At 67.8% G+C, this 20,847-nt stretch carries 21 protein-coding genes and 1 tRNA gene; 4 read left to right on the top strand and 18 right to left on the bottom strand.

From position 1 onward, the window contains the following. Positions 1 to 88: 88 nt before the first annotated feature. Both FHS94_RS01635 and FHS94_RS01640 read right to left on the bottom strand, forming a co-directional pair. Positions 89 to 697 carry a LolA family protein gene (locus FHS94_RS01635; RefSeq protein WP_184053890.1) on the bottom strand — a complete coding sequence of 203 codons (609 nt, stop codon included), beginning with the start codon at positions 695 to 697 and terminating at the stop codon, positions 89 to 91. Positions 698 to 797: 100 nt separating this feature from the next. Next, positions 798 to 3,089 (bottom strand): DNA translocase FtsK, encoded by a 2,292-nt coding sequence (locus FHS94_RS01640; protein WP_184053893.1) that lies wholly within the window; start codon positions 3,087 to 3,089, stop codon positions 798 to 800. A 113-nt stretch (positions 3,090 to 3,202) separates the two neighbouring features. Here FHS94_RS01640 and FHS94_RS01645 point away from each other — a divergent pair, with 113 nt between their 5' ends. Beyond that, positions 3,203 to 4,420 (top strand): UbiH/UbiF/VisC/COQ6 family ubiquinone biosynthesis hydroxylase, encoded by a 1,218-nt coding sequence (locus FHS94_RS01645; RefSeq protein WP_184053896.1) that lies wholly within the window; start codon positions 3,203 to 3,205, stop codon positions 4,418 to 4,420. Here the strand turns inward: FHS94_RS01645 and FHS94_RS01650 are convergent. The 10 genes from FHS94_RS01650 to FHS94_RS01695 all read right to left on the bottom strand — a co-directional run bounded on the left by FHS94_RS01650 (position 4,417) and on the right by FHS94_RS01695 (position 13,329). After that, a complete protein-coding gene (locus tag FHS94_RS01650) occupies positions 4,417 to 4,596 on the bottom strand; it encodes a Trm112 family protein (RefSeq protein ID WP_184053899.1) in 180 nt (59 codons plus the stop codon). The two genes, FHS94_RS01645 and FHS94_RS01650, sit on opposite strands and share 4 nt — an antisense overlap. Further along, positions 4,593 to 4,733: a hypothetical protein gene (locus tag FHS94_RS01655; protein ID WP_184054467.1), complete on the bottom strand. Its 141-nt coding sequence runs from the start codon at positions 4,731 to 4,733 to the stop codon at positions 4,593 to 4,595. Before FHS94_RS01655 ends, FHS94_RS01650 begins: the two co-directional genes overlap by 4 nt. 32 nt (positions 4,734 to 4,765) lie before the next feature. Then, positions 4,766 to 5,380, bottom strand: a complete 615-nt coding sequence (locus tag FHS94_RS01660) for an LON peptidase substrate-binding domain-containing protein (protein WP_184053902.1) — start codon at positions 5,378 to 5,380, stop codon at positions 4,766 to 4,768. After that, entirely contained in the window at positions 5,377 to 6,273 is an 897-nt protein-coding gene (locus FHS94_RS01665; protein WP_184054410.1) for a tetratricopeptide repeat protein, read from the bottom strand. Before FHS94_RS01665 ends, FHS94_RS01660 begins: the two co-directional genes overlap by 4 nt. A 101-nt stretch (positions 6,274 to 6,374) precedes the next feature. After that, positions 6,375 to 7,730, bottom strand: coding sequence for a Y-family DNA polymerase (locus FHS94_RS01670; RefSeq protein ID WP_343055113.1), 1,356 nt, complete (start codon positions 7,728 to 7,730; stop codon positions 6,375 to 6,377). Positions 7,731 to 7,997: 267 nt separating this feature from the next. Beyond that, positions 7,998 to 8,843: a TorF family putative porin gene (locus FHS94_RS01675; protein ID WP_184053908.1), complete on the bottom strand. Its 846-nt coding sequence runs from the start codon at positions 8,841 to 8,843 to the stop codon at positions 7,998 to 8,000. Between the two features lie 152 nt (positions 8,844 to 8,995). After that, positions 8,996 to 10,480: a SulP family inorganic anion transporter gene (locus tag FHS94_RS01680; protein WP_184054412.1), complete on the bottom strand. Its 1,485-nt coding sequence runs from the start codon at positions 10,478 to 10,480 to the stop codon at positions 8,996 to 8,998. A gap of 35 nt (positions 10,481 to 10,515) precedes the next feature. Continuing rightward, the gene (locus FHS94_RS01685) at positions 10,516 to 11,208 is read right to left on the bottom strand and encodes a carbonic anhydrase (protein ID WP_184053911.1); all 693 of its coding nucleotides are present in this window, start codon (positions 11,206 to 11,208) and stop codon (positions 10,516 to 10,518) included. A 103-nt stretch (positions 11,209 to 11,311) separates the two neighbouring features. Continuing rightward, on the bottom strand, positions 11,312 to 12,622 hold the full coding sequence (locus FHS94_RS01690) for an ATP-binding protein (protein WP_184053914.1): 1,311 nt from the start codon (positions 12,620 to 12,622) through the stop codon (positions 11,312 to 11,314). Next, positions 12,619 to 13,329, bottom strand: coding sequence for a response regulator (locus FHS94_RS01695; protein ID WP_184054414.1), 711 nt, complete (start codon positions 13,327 to 13,329; stop codon positions 12,619 to 12,621). Before FHS94_RS01695 ends, FHS94_RS01690 begins: the two co-directional genes overlap by 4 nt. Before the next feature lie 194 nt (positions 13,330 to 13,523). On the opposite strand from FHS94_RS01695, the gene FHS94_RS01700 reads away from it, so the two are divergent. Next, positions 13,524 to 13,598 (top strand) — tRNA-Gly (locus tag FHS94_RS01700). Positions 13,599 to 13,703: 105 nt separating this feature from the next. Here the strand turns inward: FHS94_RS01700 and FHS94_RS01705 are convergent. Next, positions 13,704 to 13,904, bottom strand: coding sequence for a ComEA family DNA-binding protein (locus FHS94_RS01705; protein ID WP_221234459.1), 201 nt, complete (start codon positions 13,902 to 13,904; stop codon positions 13,704 to 13,706). Positions 13,905 to 14,033: 129 nt separating this feature from the next. Here FHS94_RS01705 and FHS94_RS01710 point away from each other — a divergent pair, with 129 nt between their 5' ends. Continuing rightward, entirely contained in the window at positions 14,034 to 14,834 is an 801-nt protein-coding gene (locus FHS94_RS01710; RefSeq protein WP_184053917.1) for a DUF72 domain-containing protein, read from the top strand. 7 nt (positions 14,835 to 14,841) lie between these two features. On the opposite strand, the gene FHS94_RS01715 is transcribed toward FHS94_RS01710, so the two are convergent. From FHS94_RS01715 to hemC, 3 genes are read right to left on the bottom strand one after another with little or no spacing between them, the layout of a single operon-like run. Continuing rightward, positions 14,842 to 15,681, bottom strand: a complete 840-nt coding sequence (locus tag FHS94_RS01715) for a hypothetical protein (protein ID WP_184053920.1) — start codon at positions 15,679 to 15,681, stop codon at positions 14,842 to 14,844. 32 nt (positions 15,682 to 15,713) lie between these two features. After that, on the bottom strand, positions 15,714 to 16,379 hold the full coding sequence (locus FHS94_RS01720) for a uroporphyrinogen-III synthase (RefSeq protein ID WP_184053923.1): 666 nt from the start codon (positions 16,377 to 16,379) through the stop codon (positions 15,714 to 15,716). Beyond that, positions 16,376 to 17,305: a hydroxymethylbilane synthase gene (gene hemC / locus FHS94_RS01725; protein WP_184053926.1), complete on the bottom strand. Its 930-nt coding sequence runs from the start codon at positions 17,303 to 17,305 to the stop codon at positions 16,376 to 16,378. Before hemC ends, FHS94_RS01720 begins: the two co-directional genes overlap by 4 nt. Before the next feature lie 70 nt (positions 17,306 to 17,375). Here hemC and tsaD point away from each other — a divergent pair, with 70 nt between their 5' ends. Further along, positions 17,376 to 18,401, top strand: a complete 1,026-nt coding sequence (gene tsaD / locus FHS94_RS01730; RefSeq protein ID WP_184053929.1) for a tRNA (adenosine(37)-N6)-threonylcarbamoyltransferase complex transferase subunit TsaD — start codon at positions 17,376 to 17,378, stop codon at positions 18,399 to 18,401. Between the two features lie 9 nt (positions 18,402 to 18,410). On the opposite strand, the gene FHS94_RS01735 is transcribed toward tsaD, so the two are convergent. Together FHS94_RS01735 and rpe are read right to left on the bottom strand one after the other, a co-directional pair. After that, entirely contained in the window at positions 18,411 to 20,147 is a 1,737-nt protein-coding gene (locus tag FHS94_RS01735) for a heparinase II/III family protein (RefSeq protein ID WP_184053932.1), read from the bottom strand. Next, complete coding sequence (gene rpe, locus FHS94_RS01740) at positions 20,144 to 20,809, bottom strand: ribulose-phosphate 3-epimerase (protein WP_184053935.1); 666 nt, start codon at positions 20,807 to 20,809, stop codon at positions 20,144 to 20,146. Before rpe ends, FHS94_RS01735 begins: the two co-directional genes overlap by 4 nt. Between the last annotated feature and the right edge of the window lie 38 nt (positions 20,810 to 20,847).

The raw sequence follows: 20,847 nt of genomic DNA on the forward strand, positions 1-20,847 counted from the left end.
GGAAAATCCCGGAACGCCACGCCCTCCGCACCCGTGCCTATAGGGCAGAAAACCTGTCCCTCACATTAACCGATTGTCAGGTAAGGGGCTAGCGGCGCCCGCCAGGCCTCCGCGGGTCGTTCCAGCGGAACGTGTCGTCGCTAATCGGACCGCCATATCGCTGATCGGAGAAGCGGATGGTGGTGCGGTTATTCTGGCTATCGAGCATGACCCAACCTTGCAGCGTCAACCCCGCCGGCCCGCTGCCGTTGCGGGCGAATACAAGCGTGATCCGGCCATATTCAGGATGGCGCGGATCGCGTGCTTCGATCGAGACCAGTCGGGGGTCTACGCCCGGCGTCAGCGTCGCGAACTTCGTGATGTCGCGCGTCGGATCGAGCAGCACCCCTAGCGGCGACTCCTTGATTGGCCAGCGCTGCACCTGCCGTACCGAATAATCGATAAAGGTCAGTGCCCCGCCATCGGCCACGATCAGGATCGGTACGCTCTTTTCATATTGGAAGCGCACCTTCCCGGGTCGCTTGAGCGACAGCGTTCCGGTCAGCGTCTTGCCCGCGCGATCGGTCTGGCTGAAGGTGGCCGTCATCGTCGTCAGCCCCTGCAGGTGACGCTGGACGAGCTGCAGGTCACCCTGGGACTGGGCCGCGACCGGCGCCGCGACGGCCACTGCGGCAATGGAAAGAACAGTACAAATCATCGGCCACTCGCTGGCTGAACGGGGTTGAACGGATGGTGAACTGCCCCGCCCTACGCTCAGGCGTGCATTAGGGATCCCGCGTTGCGCATCCGCTGCGCCCTCAGATCGCGTGTCCTTCTGCGTCGCGCAGCACTTCGCGGCGTCCGACATGGTCCGGCCGGCCCACGACTCCATCCTTCTCCATCCGCTCGATCATGCGGGCTGCGGAGTTGTAGCCGATCCGCAACTGACGCTGCAGCCAGCTGGTGGATGCCTTGCGGCTTTCGCAGACGAGCTGGATCGCGGCGCGATATTGTTGGTCTTCCGCCGTGTCCTCGCCGGTCGGCGCGCCTTCCAGTTCGAAGCTTTCCTCCGGCTCCTCGGTCACCGAGCTGATATATTCGGGGGTGCCTTGCGACCGCCAGTAATCCGCCACCGCGCGCACGTCGTCGTCGGAGACGAAGGGGCCGTGAACGCGCACGATTCCCTTGCCGCCCGGCATGTAGAGCATGTCACCGCGACCCAGCAGCTGTTCCGCCCCCTGCTCTCCCAGGATCGTGCGAGAATCGATCTTGGAGGTGACGTGGAAGGAGATGCGGGTCGGCAGGTTTGCCTTGATGACGCCGGTGATGACGTCCACCGACGGACGCTGGGTTGCCATGATCAGGTGGATGCCCGCCGCACGCGCCTTCTGCGCCAGCCGCTGGATCAGGAACTCGACTTCCTTGCCGGCGGTCATCATCAGGTCCGCGAGCTCGTCGACGATGACCACGATTTGCGGCAGCACGTCGTACTCGAGCTGCTCCGTCTCGTAGATCGGGCTGCCCGTCTCGGGATTGTAGCCGGTCTGAACGCGACGGCCGAGCGGCTGCCCCTTGGTCTTGGCGGCGCGCACCTTCTCATTGAATCCGGCAAGGCTGCGGACGCCCACCGACGACATCTGCCGGTAGCGGTCCTCCATCTGCTCCACCGCCCATTTCAGCGCGCGGACCGCCTTGGCCGGATCCGTCACGACGGGAGAGAGGAGGTGGGGAATATCGTCGTACATGCTCAGTTCGAGCATCTTGGGATCGATCATGATCAACCGGCACTGGTCCGGCGTCAGCCGGTAGAGCAGGCTCAGGATCATGCAGTTCAGGCCCACCGACTTACCCGAACCGGTGGTACCCGCGACCAACAGGTGCGGCATCGGCGCCAGGTCGGTGATCACCGGGTCACCCGCGATGTTCTTGCCCAGGATCAGCGGTAGCGCGGCGGACTGATCCTCAAAGCTTTGCGAGCCGACCAGCTCGTGAAGCGACACCGCTTCGCGCTTGGCGTTGGGCAGTTCGATGCCGATCACGTTGCGTCCGGGAATGACGGCAACACGAGCGGAAACGGCGCTCATGTTGCGGGCAATATCGTCGGCCAGGGCCACAACACGGCTCGCCTTGATGCCGGGGGCTGGTTCCAATTCGTACATCGTAACGACCGGGCCGGGGCGAACCTCCGTGATCGCGCCCTGTACCTTGAAATCATCCAACACGCTTTCGAGCAAGCGGGCGTTGCGCTCCAGCGATGCCTTGTCGATCGCGGCCTTGGGCGCGGGCGGCGCGGCGGTCAGCAGGTCCAGCGTCGGCAACTTGTAGGTGTCGCGCAGGTCCAGCTTGCCCTGCTGCTTGGGCTTGGCGGCGGAGGGCGCGACCTGACGATCGGCGATGACCGGGGCCGGACGCGGATCGGGCTCTGCCACGGGGCGCGGGGCCGCCTCGATCGGCTGGCGCACCAGCGTCAGGGGCTCGTCGCGGTCGTCGATCGGGGCAGGGCTTTCGCCCGCGGCTCTGCGGCGGAAGCTTGGCGTACGCACTTCCAGTTCCAGATGGCGCGCCCACACGATCACGCCCGCGACGCCGGCGATCAGGCCGAGCAAGCGCCCGCCCCACAGCTCTGCCACGGGCTGGCCGGTGAAGGACAGCGCCCAATGGGCCAGATCGGCCGCGGCGATCCCGACCACGCCGCCCCAGCCCGCTGGCAATGCCAGCACGGCCGCATCGGAAACGAACGACAGTGCGATCGCCATCAGCGCCACGCCCAGAGTTGCGCCGCGCAACATGCGCGCCCAACGGCCGACCGGCTGGTCCCGCCACAACCGCAGGCCCACGATCGGGCCGATCGGCAGAATCAGAGCAACGGCAGGGCCGAACAACATCAGCAGCACGTCGGCAATCCACGCTCCCGGCGCGCCGGCAAGATTGCCGATCACGTCGCCTGCCGCGGTGTTGAGCGCAGGATCGCTCGCTCGGTAGCTGGCCAGGGCAATCACGAGGAACAAGGTCAGTGCAAAGATCGCGACCGACAGCGCGAGCGCGCCGGAGCGCACCGCCCCCGCCTTGACCGTTTCGCGCCAGAGCGCTGGCTGCGCGCGGCTCGCCATGTGTCCAAAATCCCGATGCTTGTGGAAAACTAGCGAAAATCATCGCGCCCGGCTGGTCCGGCGTCAAGGTGGCGGCGTTGGCAGAGCGCGGCGGGAGGGGTAGACGGAGCGTCATGACAACCAACGACGTGATCATTCTGGGCGGCGGCCTGGTCGGGGCCACGCTGGCGCTGGCCCTCGATGCGCATGGGCTATCGGCAACGGTGATCGATCCGGCCGACCCCGCGGTGACGCTGGCGCCGGGCTTTGACGGACGCGCTTCGGCCGTGGCGAGCGCCAGCGGGCGCATGCTGGACGCGATCGGGCTGGGCACGGCCCTTGCCGGCCATGGCTGCCCGATCGAGCGGATTCGGGTGTCCGATGGCCTGGAGCCTGGCCGGCTCGACTTCGTGCCCGACCCCGACACCGGTGCGCTTGGCGTGATGTATGAGAACAAGCGGCTGCGGACCGCCTTGTTCGAAGCAGTCAATGGCGCGGCGAACATCGACCTGCGGATGCGCACCCGGGCGGTCGAGGTCGATCGTGGCCCCGCCGGGGTCGCCGTGACGCTCGACTCGGGCGAGGTCGTGCGTGCCCCGCTTCTTGTGGCGGCCGAGGGCCGGAACTCCCCGACCCGTCAGGCGGCCGGGATCACCGTTGCGCAATGGCGGTACGATCACGCCGCGACGATCGGCGCGTTCCACCATGTCCGGCCGCACGACAACACGGCATGCGAGATCTTTTACCCTGCCGGGCCCTTCGCCCTCCTGCCGTTGCCCGATGACGAGATCGGCCACCGGTCGGCCATCGTCTGGACGGTCGCGAGTGCCGAAGCCGCTGGGCTGATGAAGCTTGGTGATCGTGGTTTTCTGCACGAAGCGGAGAAGCGCATGGGTGGCTTCCTGGGGCCCCTCTCCGCGCCCAGCCCGCGGGCAAGCTATCTGCTGGGATTCCATCACGCCGCGCGATTGACCGCAGAGCGGCTCGTGCTGGTGGGTGACGCCGGGCACGGCATTCACCCGATCGCCGGGCAAGGGCTGAACCTTGGGTTCCGCGACGTCGCCGCACTGGTGGAGGTGCTGGTCGACGGCAAGCGGCTTGGGCTGGACCTCGGCGACGCGGCCCTGCTGGAACGTTATGGCCGCTGGCGCAGTCTCGACACCTTCGCCGTCGCTTTCGCCACCGACACGCTGACCCGTTTGTTCGGCATCCCCGGGCGCCTGCCGAGCGCGGTGCGCCGCTTCGGCATCTCCGCGGTCAACGCGCTGCCCCCGCTCAAGAACCGGTTCATGGCAGAGGCTCGCGGCGAAACAGGGTCGCTACCGCGATTGCTGGAAGGGTCGCTCGCCTAACCGGCGAGCGGGCGTGCTTCCTCGACCAGCATCACCGGCACGCCGTCGCGTATCGGATAGGCGAGCCCTGCCGCTTCCGACACCAGCTCGCCCGCTTCCTTGTCATGGCGCAGCGGCTGGCGGGTGACTGGACAGACCAGTCGCTCCAGCAGCCAGGGATCCAGGGTTGTCGTCACGCCCGCGGCTCCGGAGGCTCCGCAGCCGTCGCACGCCGCCGCTCGGCCTCCGGCCCGATGCGGTTTGCGGTATCGAGGTTCTCGATCGCCGCTGCCTTGCGCGGTTCGAACAGGTTCGCGAAAAAGAAGACCGCCATCGCTGCCCCGTGGCGCCGTCCCCGCCGTCGCGTCATTGCAGCGTTACCCTGTCCTCGCCGTCGTGCCGGCCGAAAAAGTGCATGAGTTGCACCAGCAGGTCCGCACGCGCCTCGATGCCGGGCGCTTCCAGCAACGCCTGCTTCGCCGCGATATCGAACGGCGCGATCTGGGCGATGCCGTTGACCAGGTTCTCGTCATCCAGCCGCGATACCGCGTCCCAATCGACCGCATATCCATGGGCGTCCGCGAACCGGCGCGACTCCAGCTCCAACGATGACCGATGGGCAAGCGGCAGCGTTTCGTCAGCAGGGCTCGCGATCAGCTCGGCTTCGATCTGGCGAAATGGCGTCGTGACGTCGAGCTCGCGCCGCAAGCGGAAAAGCGACAGGCCCTCGAGCACCAGATTGTAGCGCCCGTCCTCCATCGCCTCGACCTCGGCGATGCGTCCGACACAGCCGACATCGTACAACGCCGGTTTTTCGCCATCCTCGCGCGGCTGGATCATCCCGATCCGCCGATCCCGCGCCATCGAATCAGACACCATGGCCCGGTAGCGCGGCTCAAAGATGTGAAGTGGCAGGAACAGCCCCGGAAACAACAGGGCGCCCGGCAAGGGAAAGATCGACAGGCGGGTCGTGTCGGTCATCCGAACAGAACGGCCGAAAGGCGGCGTCGTTGCGCGGCAACCCATGGGTCCATCAGGCCGACCACCTCGAACAGCTTGAGCAGCTGCGCGCGCGCGCCGCCGTTGTTCCATTCGCGATCGGCCGCAATTATGGCGAGCAGGTTGTCGGCCGCTCCGTCGCGGTCACCTGCCGCCATCTGGCCATTGGCCAGTTCAAACCGCGCCTGATGATCGTCCGGGTTCGCTGCAACCTGGGCGGCAAGGCCAGCAAGGTCGTCGACGGGCTGCGCACTCCGGGCGAGCGCCAGTGCCGCCTGTGCACGCTGTACGCCGGCATCCTTGGCCAGTTCGGGCGTCAGCGTCGCGATCAATTCCTCTGCCGCGTCATGCTCGCCCGCCGCAACCATCGCACGCAGCCGCCCGCCGACCACGGCGGGGTTTTCCGGCGCCATCTCCGCCAGCTGGTCGTAGATCGACAGGGCGCGAGCGGCATCGCCCTCATCCAGCACCTGCTCCGCCATCGCGATCAGCGGCTCGATCTCGGCGTCCGCGTCCGCCGCTTCCGATTGGAGCGGCAACTGCCGGATCAACTGGTCCAGGATGGTGCGCAGCTGCGATTCGGTACGTGCCTGCGTCATGTCGGCGACCAACTGGCCACCAAACATCGCGTACACGGTCGGTATCGAGCGAATCTGAAACTGGCTTGCGATGAACTGGTTCTTGTCGGTGTCGATCTTGGCCAGCACCACGCCCTTGTCGGCATAGGCAGCGGCGACCTTCTCCAGCACCGGGCTCAACGCCTTGCATGGCCCGCACCATTCGGCCCAGAAATCGATAATGACCAGCTTGGTCATGGACGGTTCGACGACGTCGCGACGGAATACGTCCACGGCGGTCTTTTCGGCGGGGGACATGCCTAGCGTGGCCAACTCATGAGCTCCTGTCAGTTGCTGGCTATGTGGGGGCGTCGCTGCGCAGCGCCAAGCGGTTTCGTGCGAGGCGCTCCGTCCGGCGATCAGGCGAACAGCCCATGGACGAACCATTGCAATCGTTCGTCCTCGCCGACCTGTCGAAAGATCCAGAACCGCCGCCCCCGCCGGTCCTGCAACCGATAGTAGTCGCGTGCGCGCGGAGTCAGGCCGCGACGGGCGCGCTCGTCCGCGACCTGCTCTGGCCCGTCGGCACGGGCCACCTCGTGATACCGGCGACGCCAGCGAAAGCTGGTGGGCGTGCCGGCGGCCTCACCTGCCACCACCGCATCCAGCCGTTGGGGCGGATCGAACAGGTGTATCGGCCGCTCGGCCATGTTGCCTGGGCAGGCCGGTGGGGGCGCAACCGGCGGCTCGGTCGGGGCGAACAGCGTTAGCTGGGACGGCTCCGCGCTTGCACGTCGGCCCGTGCCGCTCTTGCGCGGTAAGGCAGGGTCGGCCTGCGGCGCCATCTCCGCCGCGTACAGCTCACCTTCCCCGATCGGCTCGACCAACAACGCATCCAGGCGGATCAGGTCATAGCCGAGTTCTTCGTCAGCCGGCCCGCAAACCCCGTCGTGACCGGCCAGCAGCCTGCCCGCGATCGCCGCGGCTGCCCCGCCGTCGATGCGGCTTTGCCGGGCATATCCGTCGCCCCGGAACAGCGTGAGCTGCCAGCGCCGGGGCACCTGCCGCCTGCTCTCAAGCAACATGCGGGCCTCGGCCATCAGGTCCGTCACTACCGGGGCAAGCTCATCGGCGCGCGTCAATGGTGGCGTGCTTCGCCGTTCCACTCGAAGCGGCGGCGGCGCGACTGGACGCGGGGAGGAAACAGTCGCCATCAGGCGACGAACGGCCTCTGTAACATGCGGCCCGAACTGCGAACTGATGGCGCCAGGCGGGCGTGCTGCGACATCGCCGACGGTCCTCAGTCCCGCCTCGGCCATCAAGCCAGCCTCCTCATCATCCAGGTCGAGCGCGGCGACCGGCAATCGACGGATCGCGCCGGCCTCGTCAGGGGCGGCAGCGCCGGGATATCTGGCCAGGGCGCGTGCCGCCTCGGGCGTCTTTGCAAAGGCACAGCGGACGTGAAGCCCGCGGCGGGCTAGCCTGTTCTCGACATCGGCGGCAAGCGCGCGTTCGCTGGGGAAGTCGCCCAGACAGCCTTGGAAACGGAGGACAAGCGCGTCGGCCGGACTAACCGTCACCTCTGCCGTGTACCGCTCAAAGCCCAAGGCGAGCTGATCGAGCCAATCGAGATCGGCACGGGGATCATGGGGGAACCACTCCAGCGCTGGCACCTGTGCCTGCGCGCTCGAGAATATCATGCCGACCTCAAGACCCGCCTGCGCTGCTGCGGCGTCTATGGCGGCGACCCGGGCCGCACGGCCGGCGTGCTCCACAAAAACGACCGGCGGGCGATCGGCGCGTCCGGCAAACAAATGGGCACGGGTGTGCCGCAGCCGGTCGGCTGACAGCCATGGGAAGATGACAGCAAGATACCGGGAACCAGCCGCAGCCATACCCACCTACGCCGCGATCCACCACGGGAGGAAGATCGAGCCGGGTACGGCCAGCAACAAGGACGGTGATTCGCTCACCGCCGTTCCCTTAATGTTCCTTGGCCCCCGCCGCCAAGGCTAATTGCGCGCGCGGCGGGGGTAAAGCGCTCAGAAAGCTGCGGATACCGAGAACACGACCTGCGACCCCGCGATCGACCCGCCGTCCTTGGTGGAGGAGAAGTTCGGAAGCAGGTACGCCGACTCGCGCCGGTTGATGTCGGTGTCGACATAGGCCGCGCCGACGGTCAGCGGTGTCCCGCTGATCGCGTAGTCCACGCCCAGCATCCAGTCCCAGTACTTGCCGGTCGGTGCGACGCTGGTGCCATTTGGTCCAAGGCCGGGATTGCCGTCCGAATAGCCGATATGCCCCTTTAGCGTGGCGCCCGTGCCCGGGATTCCCGCGGCGGCATCACCCCACAGGTAAAGGTTGTCCTCCTTGTCGCCCGGATCGGTGTAGACGCCCGATGCTGCCGCGGCACCCGTGGCATACCAGTTACCCAGTGCTTGTTGCTTGGGAGCATAGGCGACACCGGCGGTCAGGCCGAGCGGCCCGACCGTGCCCGACAGCTTGGCATAGGGCTCCGCGAAGTCCGTTTTGTCCGCGCCGCCGGGATAGGTGTACCAAGTAACGCCCACGTCCAGAGTCCCACCGTCGCCGACGGGCACCTTGACGCCGCCGATCAGGTCGAGCTCCATATTGGCACCGCCAAAGGTACCCCAGCCGGAAAGGTTGGATGCCCAGACGCCGGCATACACGCCGCTCTTGTGACTGATGGTCAGGCCGCCCTGAACTGCGGCCTCCTCATCCGTCTGCGACACGCCGCGGAAACGATAGTCACTGACAAGCCCGACGCTACCGCTGACGGTAACGTCCTTGGGTGGCGCGGTATCTTGCGCAAAAGCTGGAGTGGCGAACGCACAAAGAGCCACGGCCGCAATCGGAAAAAGCTTCATCGGAACCTCCGTTGGAAGGAAGAGGCTCCTCCTGCAACCGGGTGCCAGCCGCTCGTACGGGGCCGGTCGTGTCCGATGCTGCAAACGCTAACAACGGACAGTTACCCGTCCGTTGCGCGTTTGTAACGAAAGATTGCTGGATGATGACTAGATCAGGCCAGGGATCGCGGTGACCCCGTGACCTCGACCTGATCGCCAGCAGCACGGCGTCGGCCGAGCCAGTCGCGCAGCAGTTCCGCACTGCTGTGGTCGACGGCCGGGACGTTCGTCAGGTCGAGCGTGACCACCTTGCCTGTCGGCACGCGGTCGAGTGTGTCCGACAGCTTGGGGATGGAAACAAAAGTCGCAGCCCCCGTGAACGACACGCGATGCGCTTCGCCCTCGCCTTCCTCGAACACCTTCAGACGCAGGCGGTGCAGGTGGGGCACCAGCTCCAGAAGCGACAGTCCGATGCCGACCAGCACGCCCGTCAAAAGGTCCACCGCGACAACCGTGATCAGGGTTGCGGCCCAGATCACCGGCGGCAACAGCCCATGGTCGCGCGCCAGGTGCCGGACATGCACCAGATTGACCAGGCGGAAGCCGGTGACGACCAGGATCGCGCCCAGCGCCGCCATCGGGATCGCGCGCAACAGCCATGGCAGCAGCGCAACAAAGCCCAGGATCCAGGCGCCATGCAGGATGGTGGACAAACGCGTCGCCGCTCCCGCCTGGACGTTGGCGGAGCTGCGCACGATCACCCCCGTCATCGGCAGCGCGCCCGCAAAGCCGCACAACAGGTTGCCGATGCCCTGGGCCCGCAATTCCTTGTTGTAGTCGGTACGGACGCCGTCATGCATCTTGTCGACGGCGGCCGCGGACAGCAGCGTTTCAGCGCTCGCGATGAAGGCGATGGCCAGTGCGCTGGTGAGCACGCCGGGCGACAGGAACCGCGACCAGAAACCGGCGTCGGGTGCGCTGATCGCCGCGACAATCGACGCGGGTACGGCGACCCGAGTCACGTCGAGGCTCAATGCAACCGCAAGCAGCGTGCCCGCGACCACACCCACCAGCGCGCCGGGCACGAGCCGGAGCGAGGCAGGACGCAGCTTTTCCCACCCGATCATCGCGACGATGGTGACCAGGCCGACCACGAACGCCCATTCGGCCGCCGCGACGTTGGTCATGTCCAGGCCGAACATGCGGCCGGGCATCGCGGCAAGGTTCTGCAACCCGCTTGGCAGCGGCTTGGCGTCGAACAGCACATGGAACTGACCCACCACGATCAGCACGCCGATGCCGGCGAGCATGCCATGGACCACCGCCGGGCTGATCGCCTTGAACCAGCCGCCAAGCCGGAACACGCCGGCAATGACCTGGATCAGCCCGGCCGCGACCAGGATGGGGCCAAGGGCGGACAGGCCCTGATCACGGATCAGCTCAAACACGATCACGGCCAGGCCGGCGGCGGGACCGCTGACCTGAAGGGGCGAGCCAGCAATGAAACCGACAATCAGGCCACCGACGATGCCGGTGATCAGGCCCTTTTCCGGCGCGACGCCGGATGCGACCGCGATGCCCATGCACAGGGGCATCGCGACCAGGAACACGACGATCGAAGCCGTCAGGTCGCGCCCGAGCAGCGACAGCCGTGGCATCGACACGCCGGGCTTCAGGGGAGCAACTGCGGCGCTCACTCGGCCGCCTCGGCAAAGGCTGCGGCACGGCGCTGGGCCGCAGGAAGTGCGACCGGAAGCGGCTGGTCCGGGGTAATTGGCAGGAAGCGACCGGACTCCCCGTCGAGCGCGAGCAGCTTGCCCTCGCCGATCTCGATGAACCAGCCATGCAGCGCGATCTCGCCGCGCGCGATACCGGCGGCCACGGCCGGGTGGGTTCGCAGGTGATTCAGCTGGGCGGCGACGTTTTCCAACGCGATTGCGTGGATGCGCTCGCCATTCTCCAGTTCGGGATAGCTGCTGTCGACCACCTGACGTGCAGCCGCGCCGTGGTGCAGCCAGGTCGCGACGTTGGGCATGGCTGCGAGCTTGGCGGGATCACCGGCCAGGCCCTTCATCGCGCCGCAGTCGGAATGGCCGCACACGATGATGTCGCGCACGCCCAGCGCTACCACGGCGAACTCGACGGTCGCGGACACGCCACCGATGTTCTCCATGAACGGCGGAACGATGTTGCCTGCGTTACGGCAGACAAACAGGTCGCCTGGCTGGGCCTGCATGATGTGTTCGGGGACAACGCGCGAATCAGCGCAGCTGATCATCAGCGCCTTGGGGCTCTGTCCATCCGCGGCCAGCTTGGAATAAAGCGCCTGGGCCTCCGGAAAGACCTGCTTCTCGAAGTGGAAGACGCGGCCAATCAGTTCGTTCACGGGGAAGGCTCCTTGCATAGGCGACCATACGGAAGCCTGGAGCCGTCCGAATATCAGGGCCAGTTTGCTGCGGTGCCGCGTGACTGTGACGAATGGTTTCCGCTTAGCGCGGGAGGGTGATCGTCGCGCACAGCCCGCCCTCCGCCCGGTTGGACAGGCGCAGCTGCCCACCTTCCGCCGCGACTGCCTGCACCACGATCGGCAGGCCAAGCCCGAAACCGACCGTGTCCCGCGTACGCGCGACGTCCAGGCGGACAAAGGGCTGAAGCACCTCCTCCAGCTTGTCTTCCGCGATGCCGGGCCCGTCGTCTTCCACCCTGACCTCCAGCGAGTCGGCTTTCGGCTCCAGCGTCACCCACACGTGATCGCCGTGGTGCAGCGCGTTGTCGACCAGGTTGGTGAGCGCGCGCTTGATCCCGACCGGGCGAACGACGTGCTCGCAATGGTCGGGACCGTGATAGCTCGCCTCGCAGCCACGGTCGGTCGCGTCATCGACCAGCGTCGCGCACAGCACTGCCAGATCGAGTAGCACCGGCGTCTCAGGGTCGCTTTCCCCACCCAGAAACGCGAGGAGCGATGCGACCATGGCATCCATTTCCTCGATGTCGCGGGTAATCTGGCCCCGCAGGTCGGGAGTATCGATCGCCTCTGCCCGCAGCCTCAACCTTGCAAGTGGGGTGCGCAGGTCGTGGCCGACGGCTGCCAGCGCTTGTGTCCGTCCGGCGATCAATCGCCTGATTCGCGCCTGCATGCGATTAAAGGCGACGATCACCCGCTGCACCTCGCCCGGGCCATTCTCCTTGACCGGCACCTCGTCGCCGCTGCCGACCTGGTCCGCCGCCTCGGCAAGCCGTCGCAGGGGCAGCAAGGCGCGCCGCACCAACGTGCCGCCCAGCACCATCAGGGCCGCGGCGGGCACCAGGGCGAGCAGGATGCGATCCACCGCCAGGTTCAGGTCGGTGATTGGCTCCAGCGTGCGAAAGTACAGCCAGGTGCGATCTGGCAGTCGCAATGCACCCGTCACCACCGCACCGCGGCCAGGCGATGTCAGCCGCAGTCGCAGGTCCGTCCCCGCCAGCGACGGCTCCCAGGCAAGCACCTGCCGGCGCATCGCATCCAGCGCGGGGGCGATCGGGGGAGGGGTGGGCAACCGGTCGTTCCACGCGACGACGTAGCGCGTGGTGGTCAGCTCCGATGCCATATCCGCGCGCTGCCCAGGCGGCTGTTCCGCGACCAGCCGCCGACTGATCACCAGATGCTCGGCCAGGCGACGGGCCTCGTCATCACGGACGGAGAACTGGCTCGCGCGTTCGTACAGCAGGGTGGACGCCGCGAATTCGAACAACAGCGCCAGCAACAAAATGGCGACGACACGGCCCAGCAGGCCGACCGGCCGGTGCAAGAGGCGCTTCAACGACGCTCCACGGGGGCGGACAGCATGTAACCAACGCCGCGGACGGTACTGATCGGGGCGGGGTGGCCACCGCTCGACAGCTTGCGCCGCAACCGGCTGACCAGCACGTCGACGCTTCGGTCCGAACTGTCGCCCAGGCGCGTGCGGCTAAGCTCGATCAACCGCTCGCGCGCGATCACGCGGCCGGCATGGTCTAACAGCGCCACCAGCAGGTCGAATTCCGCTCCGGTCAGGTCGACGGCGGCCCCGGTCGGCGACGTCAGCGCGCGACGGGGCAGGCTGACCGTCCAGCCTTCAAAGGTCAGAACGCCTTCCTCACGGCCACCGGCCCGTGTTTCCAGCGGCGGGCGGCGCAGCACCGCGCGGACGCGGGCCACCAGCTCGCGGGTTGAGAAGGGCTTGGCGATGTAATCGTCGGCGCCCAATTCCAGTCCGACAACCCGGTCGGTTTCGCTGCCCTTGGCCGACACGAAGATGATCGGCACGTCGCTGCGCTGGCGCAATGCCCGGCAAAGGTCGATGCCGCTCGTGCCCGGCAGCATGATGTCGAGTATCACCAGGTCGACAGCGCCCGCCTCCAACGCCAGCCACATTTCCGGAGCGGCAGAGGCCGGGCGAACGACGAATCCGTTCTCCCCCAGGGCGCGGGCGGTGAGGGTACGAAGAGCGGGGTCGTCCTCGACGAGCAGGATGGTCGGCGCGGTCATGGGGGCGGAGGTAGGCCGCGCGTCCGGAACGGTCAACGCACCCCGCATCGTGTCGCGCCAGCCAGCTTCATCAACGCCGTTGAGCGAGCCTGCGCGTTTTCCTGCAAACGGGGCTTGCAGCACCCCGGACCCGCTGCTAGAGGCCCCCTCCTCAACAGCCCAGCGCCGCTTCCGGTGCGGGCCAAGACGCCAGAGCGGGCGTAGCTCAGGGGTAGAGCACAACCTTGCCAAGGTTGGGGTCGAGGGTTCGAATCCCTTCGCCCGCTCCAGTCGCTGCCAGGCAGCACTGACAGATGGTGTACCGGTGATCCTTCCCGGACACCGGCACGGCAAGACACCTTGCCATGATCATTGCAACGTCATCGGTCAGGCTGCTAGTCGCCGGCCGTCAGTTCGGGCGCGTCCGGGTCGACCTTGCCCGCAAGGCCCGGCACTTCATCCAGTTGGCGCAGGTCGGTGAAGCCGCCTCGCTCCTCGCGATAGCGTACGATCTCGAAACCGTGGCCGGCCAATGCCGGTACGCCGTCCAGTTCCGCTGCGCTCGCCGTGTTCACATTGGTGATCTGTTCGCTCATGCTTGCCATTCTCCTGGTCGGCTTCAACCGACGGGAGGCACCGACGTTCACTGGCGGCGAGATAATCCGAAAGCAGGGGCTCCTTCCGGCCGTGGCGGCGCTGGACCGCTTCCCTGCTAGACAACGACCATGACGATTCGAATCGGTATCGGTGGCTGGACGTTTGAGCCCTGGCGGAACAGCTTCTACCCCGAAAAATGGCCGCACAAGCGTGAGCTGGAGTACGCCTCGCGCCAGTTATCCGCGATCGAGATCAACGGGACTTATTATTCGTCGTTCAAGCCGGCGAGTTGGGCGACCTGGCGTGACACGGTGCCCGACAACTTCGTGTTCGCCGTAAAAGCGTCGCGTTATTGCACCACCCGCAAGGTGCTGGCCGAGGCGGGGGAGTCGATCGAACGCTTTGTTGGGCAGGGCCTGACCGAGCTTGGCCCAAAGCTCGGCCCCATTCTGTGGCAGTTCATGCCGACGCGCCGCTTCGACCCGGATGACATGCGCGCGTTCATGGCGCTGCTGCCCACATCCCATGCCGGCGTGCCGCTACGCCACGCGGTGCACGCCCGGCACGACAGTTTTCGCGACCCTGAGTTCATCGCCATCGCGCGCGCGGCCGGTGTCGCCCTGGTTTATGCCGATTCGGCGGATTACCCGGCGATCCCCGACGTGACCGGGCCGTTCGTCTATGCCCGGCTGGAGCAGGCCGTCGAGGAGGTGCCCACGGGCTATACCGACGACCAGCTACACCGTTGGGCGATCGCTGCGCGGGACTGGCAGGCGGGCAGGGCGCCTGCGGACCTGCCCTATGTGACCCCCGATGCGCCGGTGGCGGCAGAGCGTGACACGTTCGTGTTCTTCATCAACGGGGCAAAGGTGCGCGCGCCGCATGGAGCGATGGCGCTGATCGACCGGCTGGGCGGCCTTCCGGCCTGATCGCTCGTCAGCCGGAGGTGCGGGCGTTCAGGGCAGCGCCCTCAAGCCGGTCGAGCGCCCGCCGTGCCGCGATGTAGCGGTCCGCCGCCCCAAGCCAGTTCGCCGCATCGCCGGCGCCCGGCATTCTTTGCACCTCTGCGCGCGCGGCCTCCACCTGGCCCGCCTCGATCAGTCGGCGCGCGCGGGCCAGGCGGTCGGCCGGAAGCGGTGACGGCGTTGCCGCATGACGCAGCACGATCAGGCCGCCCAACTCGCGCCGCAGCCCTGCCAGCCACCCCATCCGGGCCGTGCCGGTCGACAGGTCCGGGGCAATCGCGTCCAGTCCGACCCGCAGATCCTCCAGCGTGACCGGCTGGTGCGCGGCGTCGATCACCGTCGCAACGGCGCCGGGCTCCACCCCGCCGAAACGGGCGCGCAGTTGCGGCTCGATATAGCCCAGCCCCAGCCCGCGATCGATCGCGCGCCGCGCGGCAAAGGCGACCAGCGTTGCCTCGGCCCGCGTCGCCTGCCCGCCCGCCTGACCCACGCTGAGCGACAAATTGGCTGTTCGCGACTCCAGCGCCGCCAGTTCGGCCGCCAACGTCGCCTGTCGCGCCGCCAGGGTGGCCGGATCGCTTCCAGCCGTGGCGGCTGTCTGGGGCGAGGGGGCCGGCGACGTGCTCGGTACTGCGACGGCAGCCTGACGTGGAGCAGGTACGGCTTCGGACGCAGGCCGCAGCCACGCAACGCGGTCCATGGCGAAGCGCGCGGTTGCCAGGCCCGCAACGAAGGTGAGCAGCAGCACCGCGCCGATCCAGGCCCAGCGGACGCGCGTGCGCGCGTTGTCGGTCGAAAGAAGGCCGCTCATATGGCTGCTTATCCTCGCCCCATCTGGCGGGGTCAATCCGCGCGCCCATCCCGGCGCAGCAATGCGAGCAACGCGGCATCGCTCGGCTTCTGTGCGACCTGTATTCGGCCCCAGCCTTCTCCTGCGGCCTTGGCGATCGCAGGGGACAGGGCGGCAATGCACCACGCGCTCCGCGCCACCCCGTCACGCGCCGCCAGGTGTTCCAGCCGTTCGGCCGCCCGTACCGAATGGAGCAAGGCCGTGGGCGCGTCGTAGCCTGCCAGCGCTCCTGCCGGAACAGCCACGGCTTCGCTGGTGTAGACCGCAAGCGCGTCCACGCCCGGCACCGAAACATGGTGCCGCCCGCCCAGGTGGAGCAATCGCTTCATGGAACCCGCGGCAGCCACCGCCGCCGTCACCCCACTGCTGCCGACAATTGTGACGCGAAACCTCGCATCACGGGCAGCGGCCGCCGTGGCCTGTCCCACCGCCACGACGGGCAAGGTCCGCAACTGGTCAAGGCCGCTCCCCCCATGCCGCACTGCGTTGGCACTGGTCAGCAGCAGTGCGTCGTACCTGGTGGGATCGGGCACAGCCCAGGGCAGCGCCATCACCTCGAACAGCGGCAGGCAGTGCGCAATCCAGCCCGCTTGCCGCAGCGCATCCGACGTGCGCGCGTTGCCCGGTTCGGGCCGCAGGACCAACGCCTCGCGGCTCACCCGTTGAACAATCGCCTGACCCCGGCCGGGGCGCGGCCCAGCAGGTCGGCCGCAAGCGCCTGCCCGACACTAGCGGGATCCTGCCCCTCATGGCTGCCTGTGACCCGCTCCGTGCCATCCTCATCGAGCAGTTCGGCCGTCAGTTGCAGGGTGCCAGAGGCGGTAATGGTGGCAAGCGCCCCAACCGGCGAATGGCAATCCGCGCGCAATGCGGCGAGCAGCGCCCGCTCGGCCAGCACACAACGGAACGTCGCCTCGTGGCTGACCCCGGCAAGCGGGCGTGTTGCGGCATCGTCGTCGCGGCGCACTTCGATGCCGACAGCGCCCTGGGCGGGCGCTGGCAGCATGACGTCGATCGGCACCGCGCTGCCAACGCCGTTGCGGCCAAGCCGGTCGAGACCCGCCGCGGCCAGCAGGGTCGCGTCCACCTCGCCGGCCGCAAGCTTGCCGAGCCGCGTGTCGACATTGCCGCGAAACAACACGACGTCCAGATCCGCACGATGGCTGAGCAGCTGCGCGCGCCGGCGCGGCGAACTCGATCCGATCCGCGCGCCTTTTGGCAGCGCGTCGATTGATGGCGCCCCGATCAGCCGGTCGCGCACATCCGCGCGGGGCAGGGTGCCGGCCAGCCGAATGCTGTCGGGGCGCACCGTTTCCACGTCCTTCATCGAGTGCACACAAGCGTCGACCTCACCCGCCAGCAGCGCGCGGTCCAGTTCCTTGGTCCACAGCGCCTTGCCGCCGATCTCGGCCAGCGCGCGGTCCTGTACCCGGTCGCCAGTGGTGCGGATCACCACCGTCTCGATGGCGTCCTCGGCCCAGCCATGCGCCGTGCACAGGGCGTCGCGCACCATGGCCGCCTGCGCCAGCGCGAGCGGCGAACCGCGAGTGCCAAGTCTGAACCGCACTGCCCTGCCTTCTTCCATAGCCTGTTACGCCGCCTATCGGACCATGCGCGCCCTTCGACAAGCGCAAGGCGACGCGGTAGGGGCGCCTATGCTCATCCTCGGCCTCGAATCTTCCTGCGACGAAACCGCGGCGGCGCTGGTTACCGATGACCGGCGCGTGCTCGCGCACAAGCTGGCGGGACAGGAGGCGGCGCACGCGCCCTATGGCGGTGTTGTGCCGGAAATCGCGGCGCGCGCGCACGTCGAAGCGCTGGAGCCACTGATCGCCGCCGCCCTGGCCGAAGCGGGCGTTTCATTGGCGGATGTGGATGCGATCGCCGCCACCGCCGGGCCGGGGCTGATCGGTGGCGTCATGGTGGGGCTGGTGACCGGAAAGGCGCTGGCCCATGCCGCGGGAAAGCCGCTCCTTGCGGTCAATCACCTGGAAGGGCACGCGCTCAGCCCACGGCTTGCCGACCCTGCGCTCGCCTTTCCCTATCTGTTGCTGCTGGTGTCGGGCGGGCATTGCCAGTTGCTGCTGGTCGAGGGCGTCGGGCGCTATCGCCGCCTCGCCACCACGATCGACGATGCGGCGGGCGAAGCCTTTGACAAGACAGCAAAGGCGCTCGGGCTTGGCTATCCGGGCGGGCCCGCCGTTGAACGAGCCGCTGCGGCGGGCAACCCGGCAGCGGTGCCGCTCCCCCGCCCGCTGAAGGGCTCGGCCGAGCCGCATTTCTCCTTCGCCGGCCTGAAGAGCGCGGTTGTGCGCGCCGTCGGCCACCATGCGATGGAGGACATCGCTGCCTCGTTCCAGGCGGCAGTGGTGGAATGCCTGATCGACCGCACCCGCCGCGCGCTGGCTGCTGCTGGCCCGGTCAGCGCGCTGGTGGTCGCTGGCGGAGTGGCCGCGAATGGCGCGGTTCGGACCGCGCTGGAGGCGCTGGCGCATGAGCGTGACCTGCGGTTTGTCGCGCCGCCCGGATGGCTCTGCACCGACAACGCGGCCATGATCGCCTGGGCGGGCGCGGAGCGTTTCGCGGCGGGGATGACCGATCCCCTGGACGTGCCCGCAAGGGCGCGCTGGCCACTCGACCCTGATGCTGAGGCGGTACGCGGGGCAGGGGTAAAGGCGTAGGCGCGCCGGTCAGGCCGCGCGCTTCAATGCCCAGCTGACGCTCGCTCCACCCGACGCCGCTTCACCGACGACGACCAGCTGCTGGGTCGGGACCGGCCGCCCGGCAGCGTCGATCCACAAGCTGCTCTCCACCGTCAGCGCGCCGCCACGACACCGGAACTGCCACAACATGCCGCCGGGCAACCGGAGTATCGCGGCAAGCCCATCGGCGGTGGGCGACGCCTCCAGGCCCTCGCCCAGATGAAAGCGGACCGCGAAGGGCACCGTTCCGACCCGGCGCCGCCGACCGGAGGGCAGCAGCTGATCCTCCCCCCGCAATTCACGGCCATCGCTCGTCAGCATCAGCTGGCGACGATGGGCAAAGCCCCAGCGACGGGCATAGCCGTCATGGCTGGCGTCGATCCGACTGCCGCTTTCGCTCTCCAGCCGCGACAGCTCGACCTCCGCCACGCCGCGGCCAAGTGTGCCGTCGAGATGGATCGCGGTGGAATTCGAATCCGCCATCACCAGCGTCGAATGTGCGGCCGTGGTCCGCAGCGCTTCTGCAATCGCCGGGGGCAACTGCGCCACCGCCGCCCTTGCGCCGCCGCAGTTGACGATCAATCGCGATGCACCGTCGGAAAACTCGAACGCAAGCGTGGAGGCGCAACCGCCCTCCACGACTCGCGCGACCGGCGGCGGGGCGGCGTCGATGATCAGCACGGCGCTGCCAGCCGCAAGCCGCTGATAACCCCAATCGCGAGCCTGGCGGAGCGGACGGGTGCGCACGCCGCTCGCCTCGATCACTGCCGCCACCTCCGCTGCCCCGACCGGGCCGCCGCCCTGCCAGCTCGACAAGGCCCGGTCGCCATGGGTGACGCCCAGCAATGCGCCCACCGCCTTGGTCAGCGATGTCGCCAGGACCGGCGGCAGTTCCAGCCGGCGCGCGGCATAGGTTTCGCGTAGCATCGCCAGCAACGCGATCACGTCCAGCAGCATGGCGGGGCTGCGCGACACGCTTCCCCCGTCATCCGATTGCCCGCTGCCGATCGCGCGTTGCAGGCCCGCTTCGCCGAACTCGACCCTCGGCTCCCCGCCCGGGATCAGCAGGCCCGCAGCAACCACCCCGCACCAAGCGGCGATCCGCGCGGCGCCGGCCGGCGCCTTGTCGGAACTGCGATCAAGGTGCCTTGCACCCCGCGCCAGGGCGTTCAGCACTTTGGACCGGTACACCAGGTCGCCGGACGACAGGATCAATGGCGCGTGCGCTGTCCAGAACAGGATGCGCCTGCCCCAAAGGTCGGGCCGCCAGGCCATCCCGGCGACCGTGTCGGCATAGGTATCCAGCCAGCGCGACATGATCAGTTCGGCAATCGATGCACCGATCGCTCGCGTGGTCACGGTGGACAGGTCGCGCAGCCAGGCGAAGCTATGGGCGTATTCGGCAAAGGCCCGGCCGATCTTCGGGTCGGACAGGTCCAGCGTGTCGATGGCGTGGCGCTCACCGCGAAACAGCATCTCGCCGTTCAGCAGCGCTTGCCCGCGCGCCACATCGCCAACCACCGGATCATCCGGCACGGCCTGGAGTTTCAGCGGGTAGCGACCGCGCAGCCTCAGTGAGTGGAGCGGGGTACGCCAGGTCAGCTTGTGAAAGCGCTCGATCAGCCGCTCGGCAAGGCTCAGCCCCTTGTCCCCGCCCAGCCGGACAAGGCGCCGACCCTCGTCGATTGTATCGGGCGCCGGCAGTTCGCCTTCGAAGTCGCTCATCCAGCCCTCAATGCGGCGATCGCCTCGGCGTAATGGTCGGGGCCGCCACGGAACACGGCAGTGCCCGCCACCAGCGCATCCGCGCCCGCCTCGATGCAGCGGGCGGCGCTATCGGGGTCGATGCCGCCGTCCACCTCCAGGTCGATGTCGCGCCCCGTCTTGTCGATCATCGTCCGGATGGCTGAAATCTTCTTGAGCTGGGACTCGATGAAGTGCTGGCCCCCGAAGCCGGGATTGACGCTCATCACCAGCACCTGGTCGACCAGGTCCAGCAGATAGTCGAGCATCTTGGCCGGCGTGCCCGGATTCAGCACCACGCCCGCGCGCTTGCCCAGCGACTTGATGTGGCCAAGCGTACGGTGGATGTGCGGCCCCGCCTCCGGGTGAACGATAATCGTGTCCGCCCCTGCTTGCGCGAAGGCATCGAGGTACGCGTCAACCGGCGAAATCATCAGGTGGACGTCGAATGGCTTGGTCGTGAACGGCCGGATCGCCTTCACGATGGCCGGCCCCAACGAGATGTTCGGGACGAAGTGCCCGTCCATGACATCGATGTGGATCCAGTCCGCGCCCGCGGCATCGATCGCGCGCACCTCCTCACCCAGCCGGGCGAAGTCAGCGGACAGGATGGATGGGGCGATGCGGACGGGCTTGGCGGGCATGGACGGTGGAACGTGTAACAGTCCCCTGCGCTCCGGCA

The sequence above is a fragment of the Sphingomonas aerophila genome (assembly GCF_014199305.1).
Taxonomy (GTDB): Bacteria; Pseudomonadota; Alphaproteobacteria; order Sphingomonadales; family Sphingomonadaceae; genus Sphingomonas; species Sphingomonas aerophila.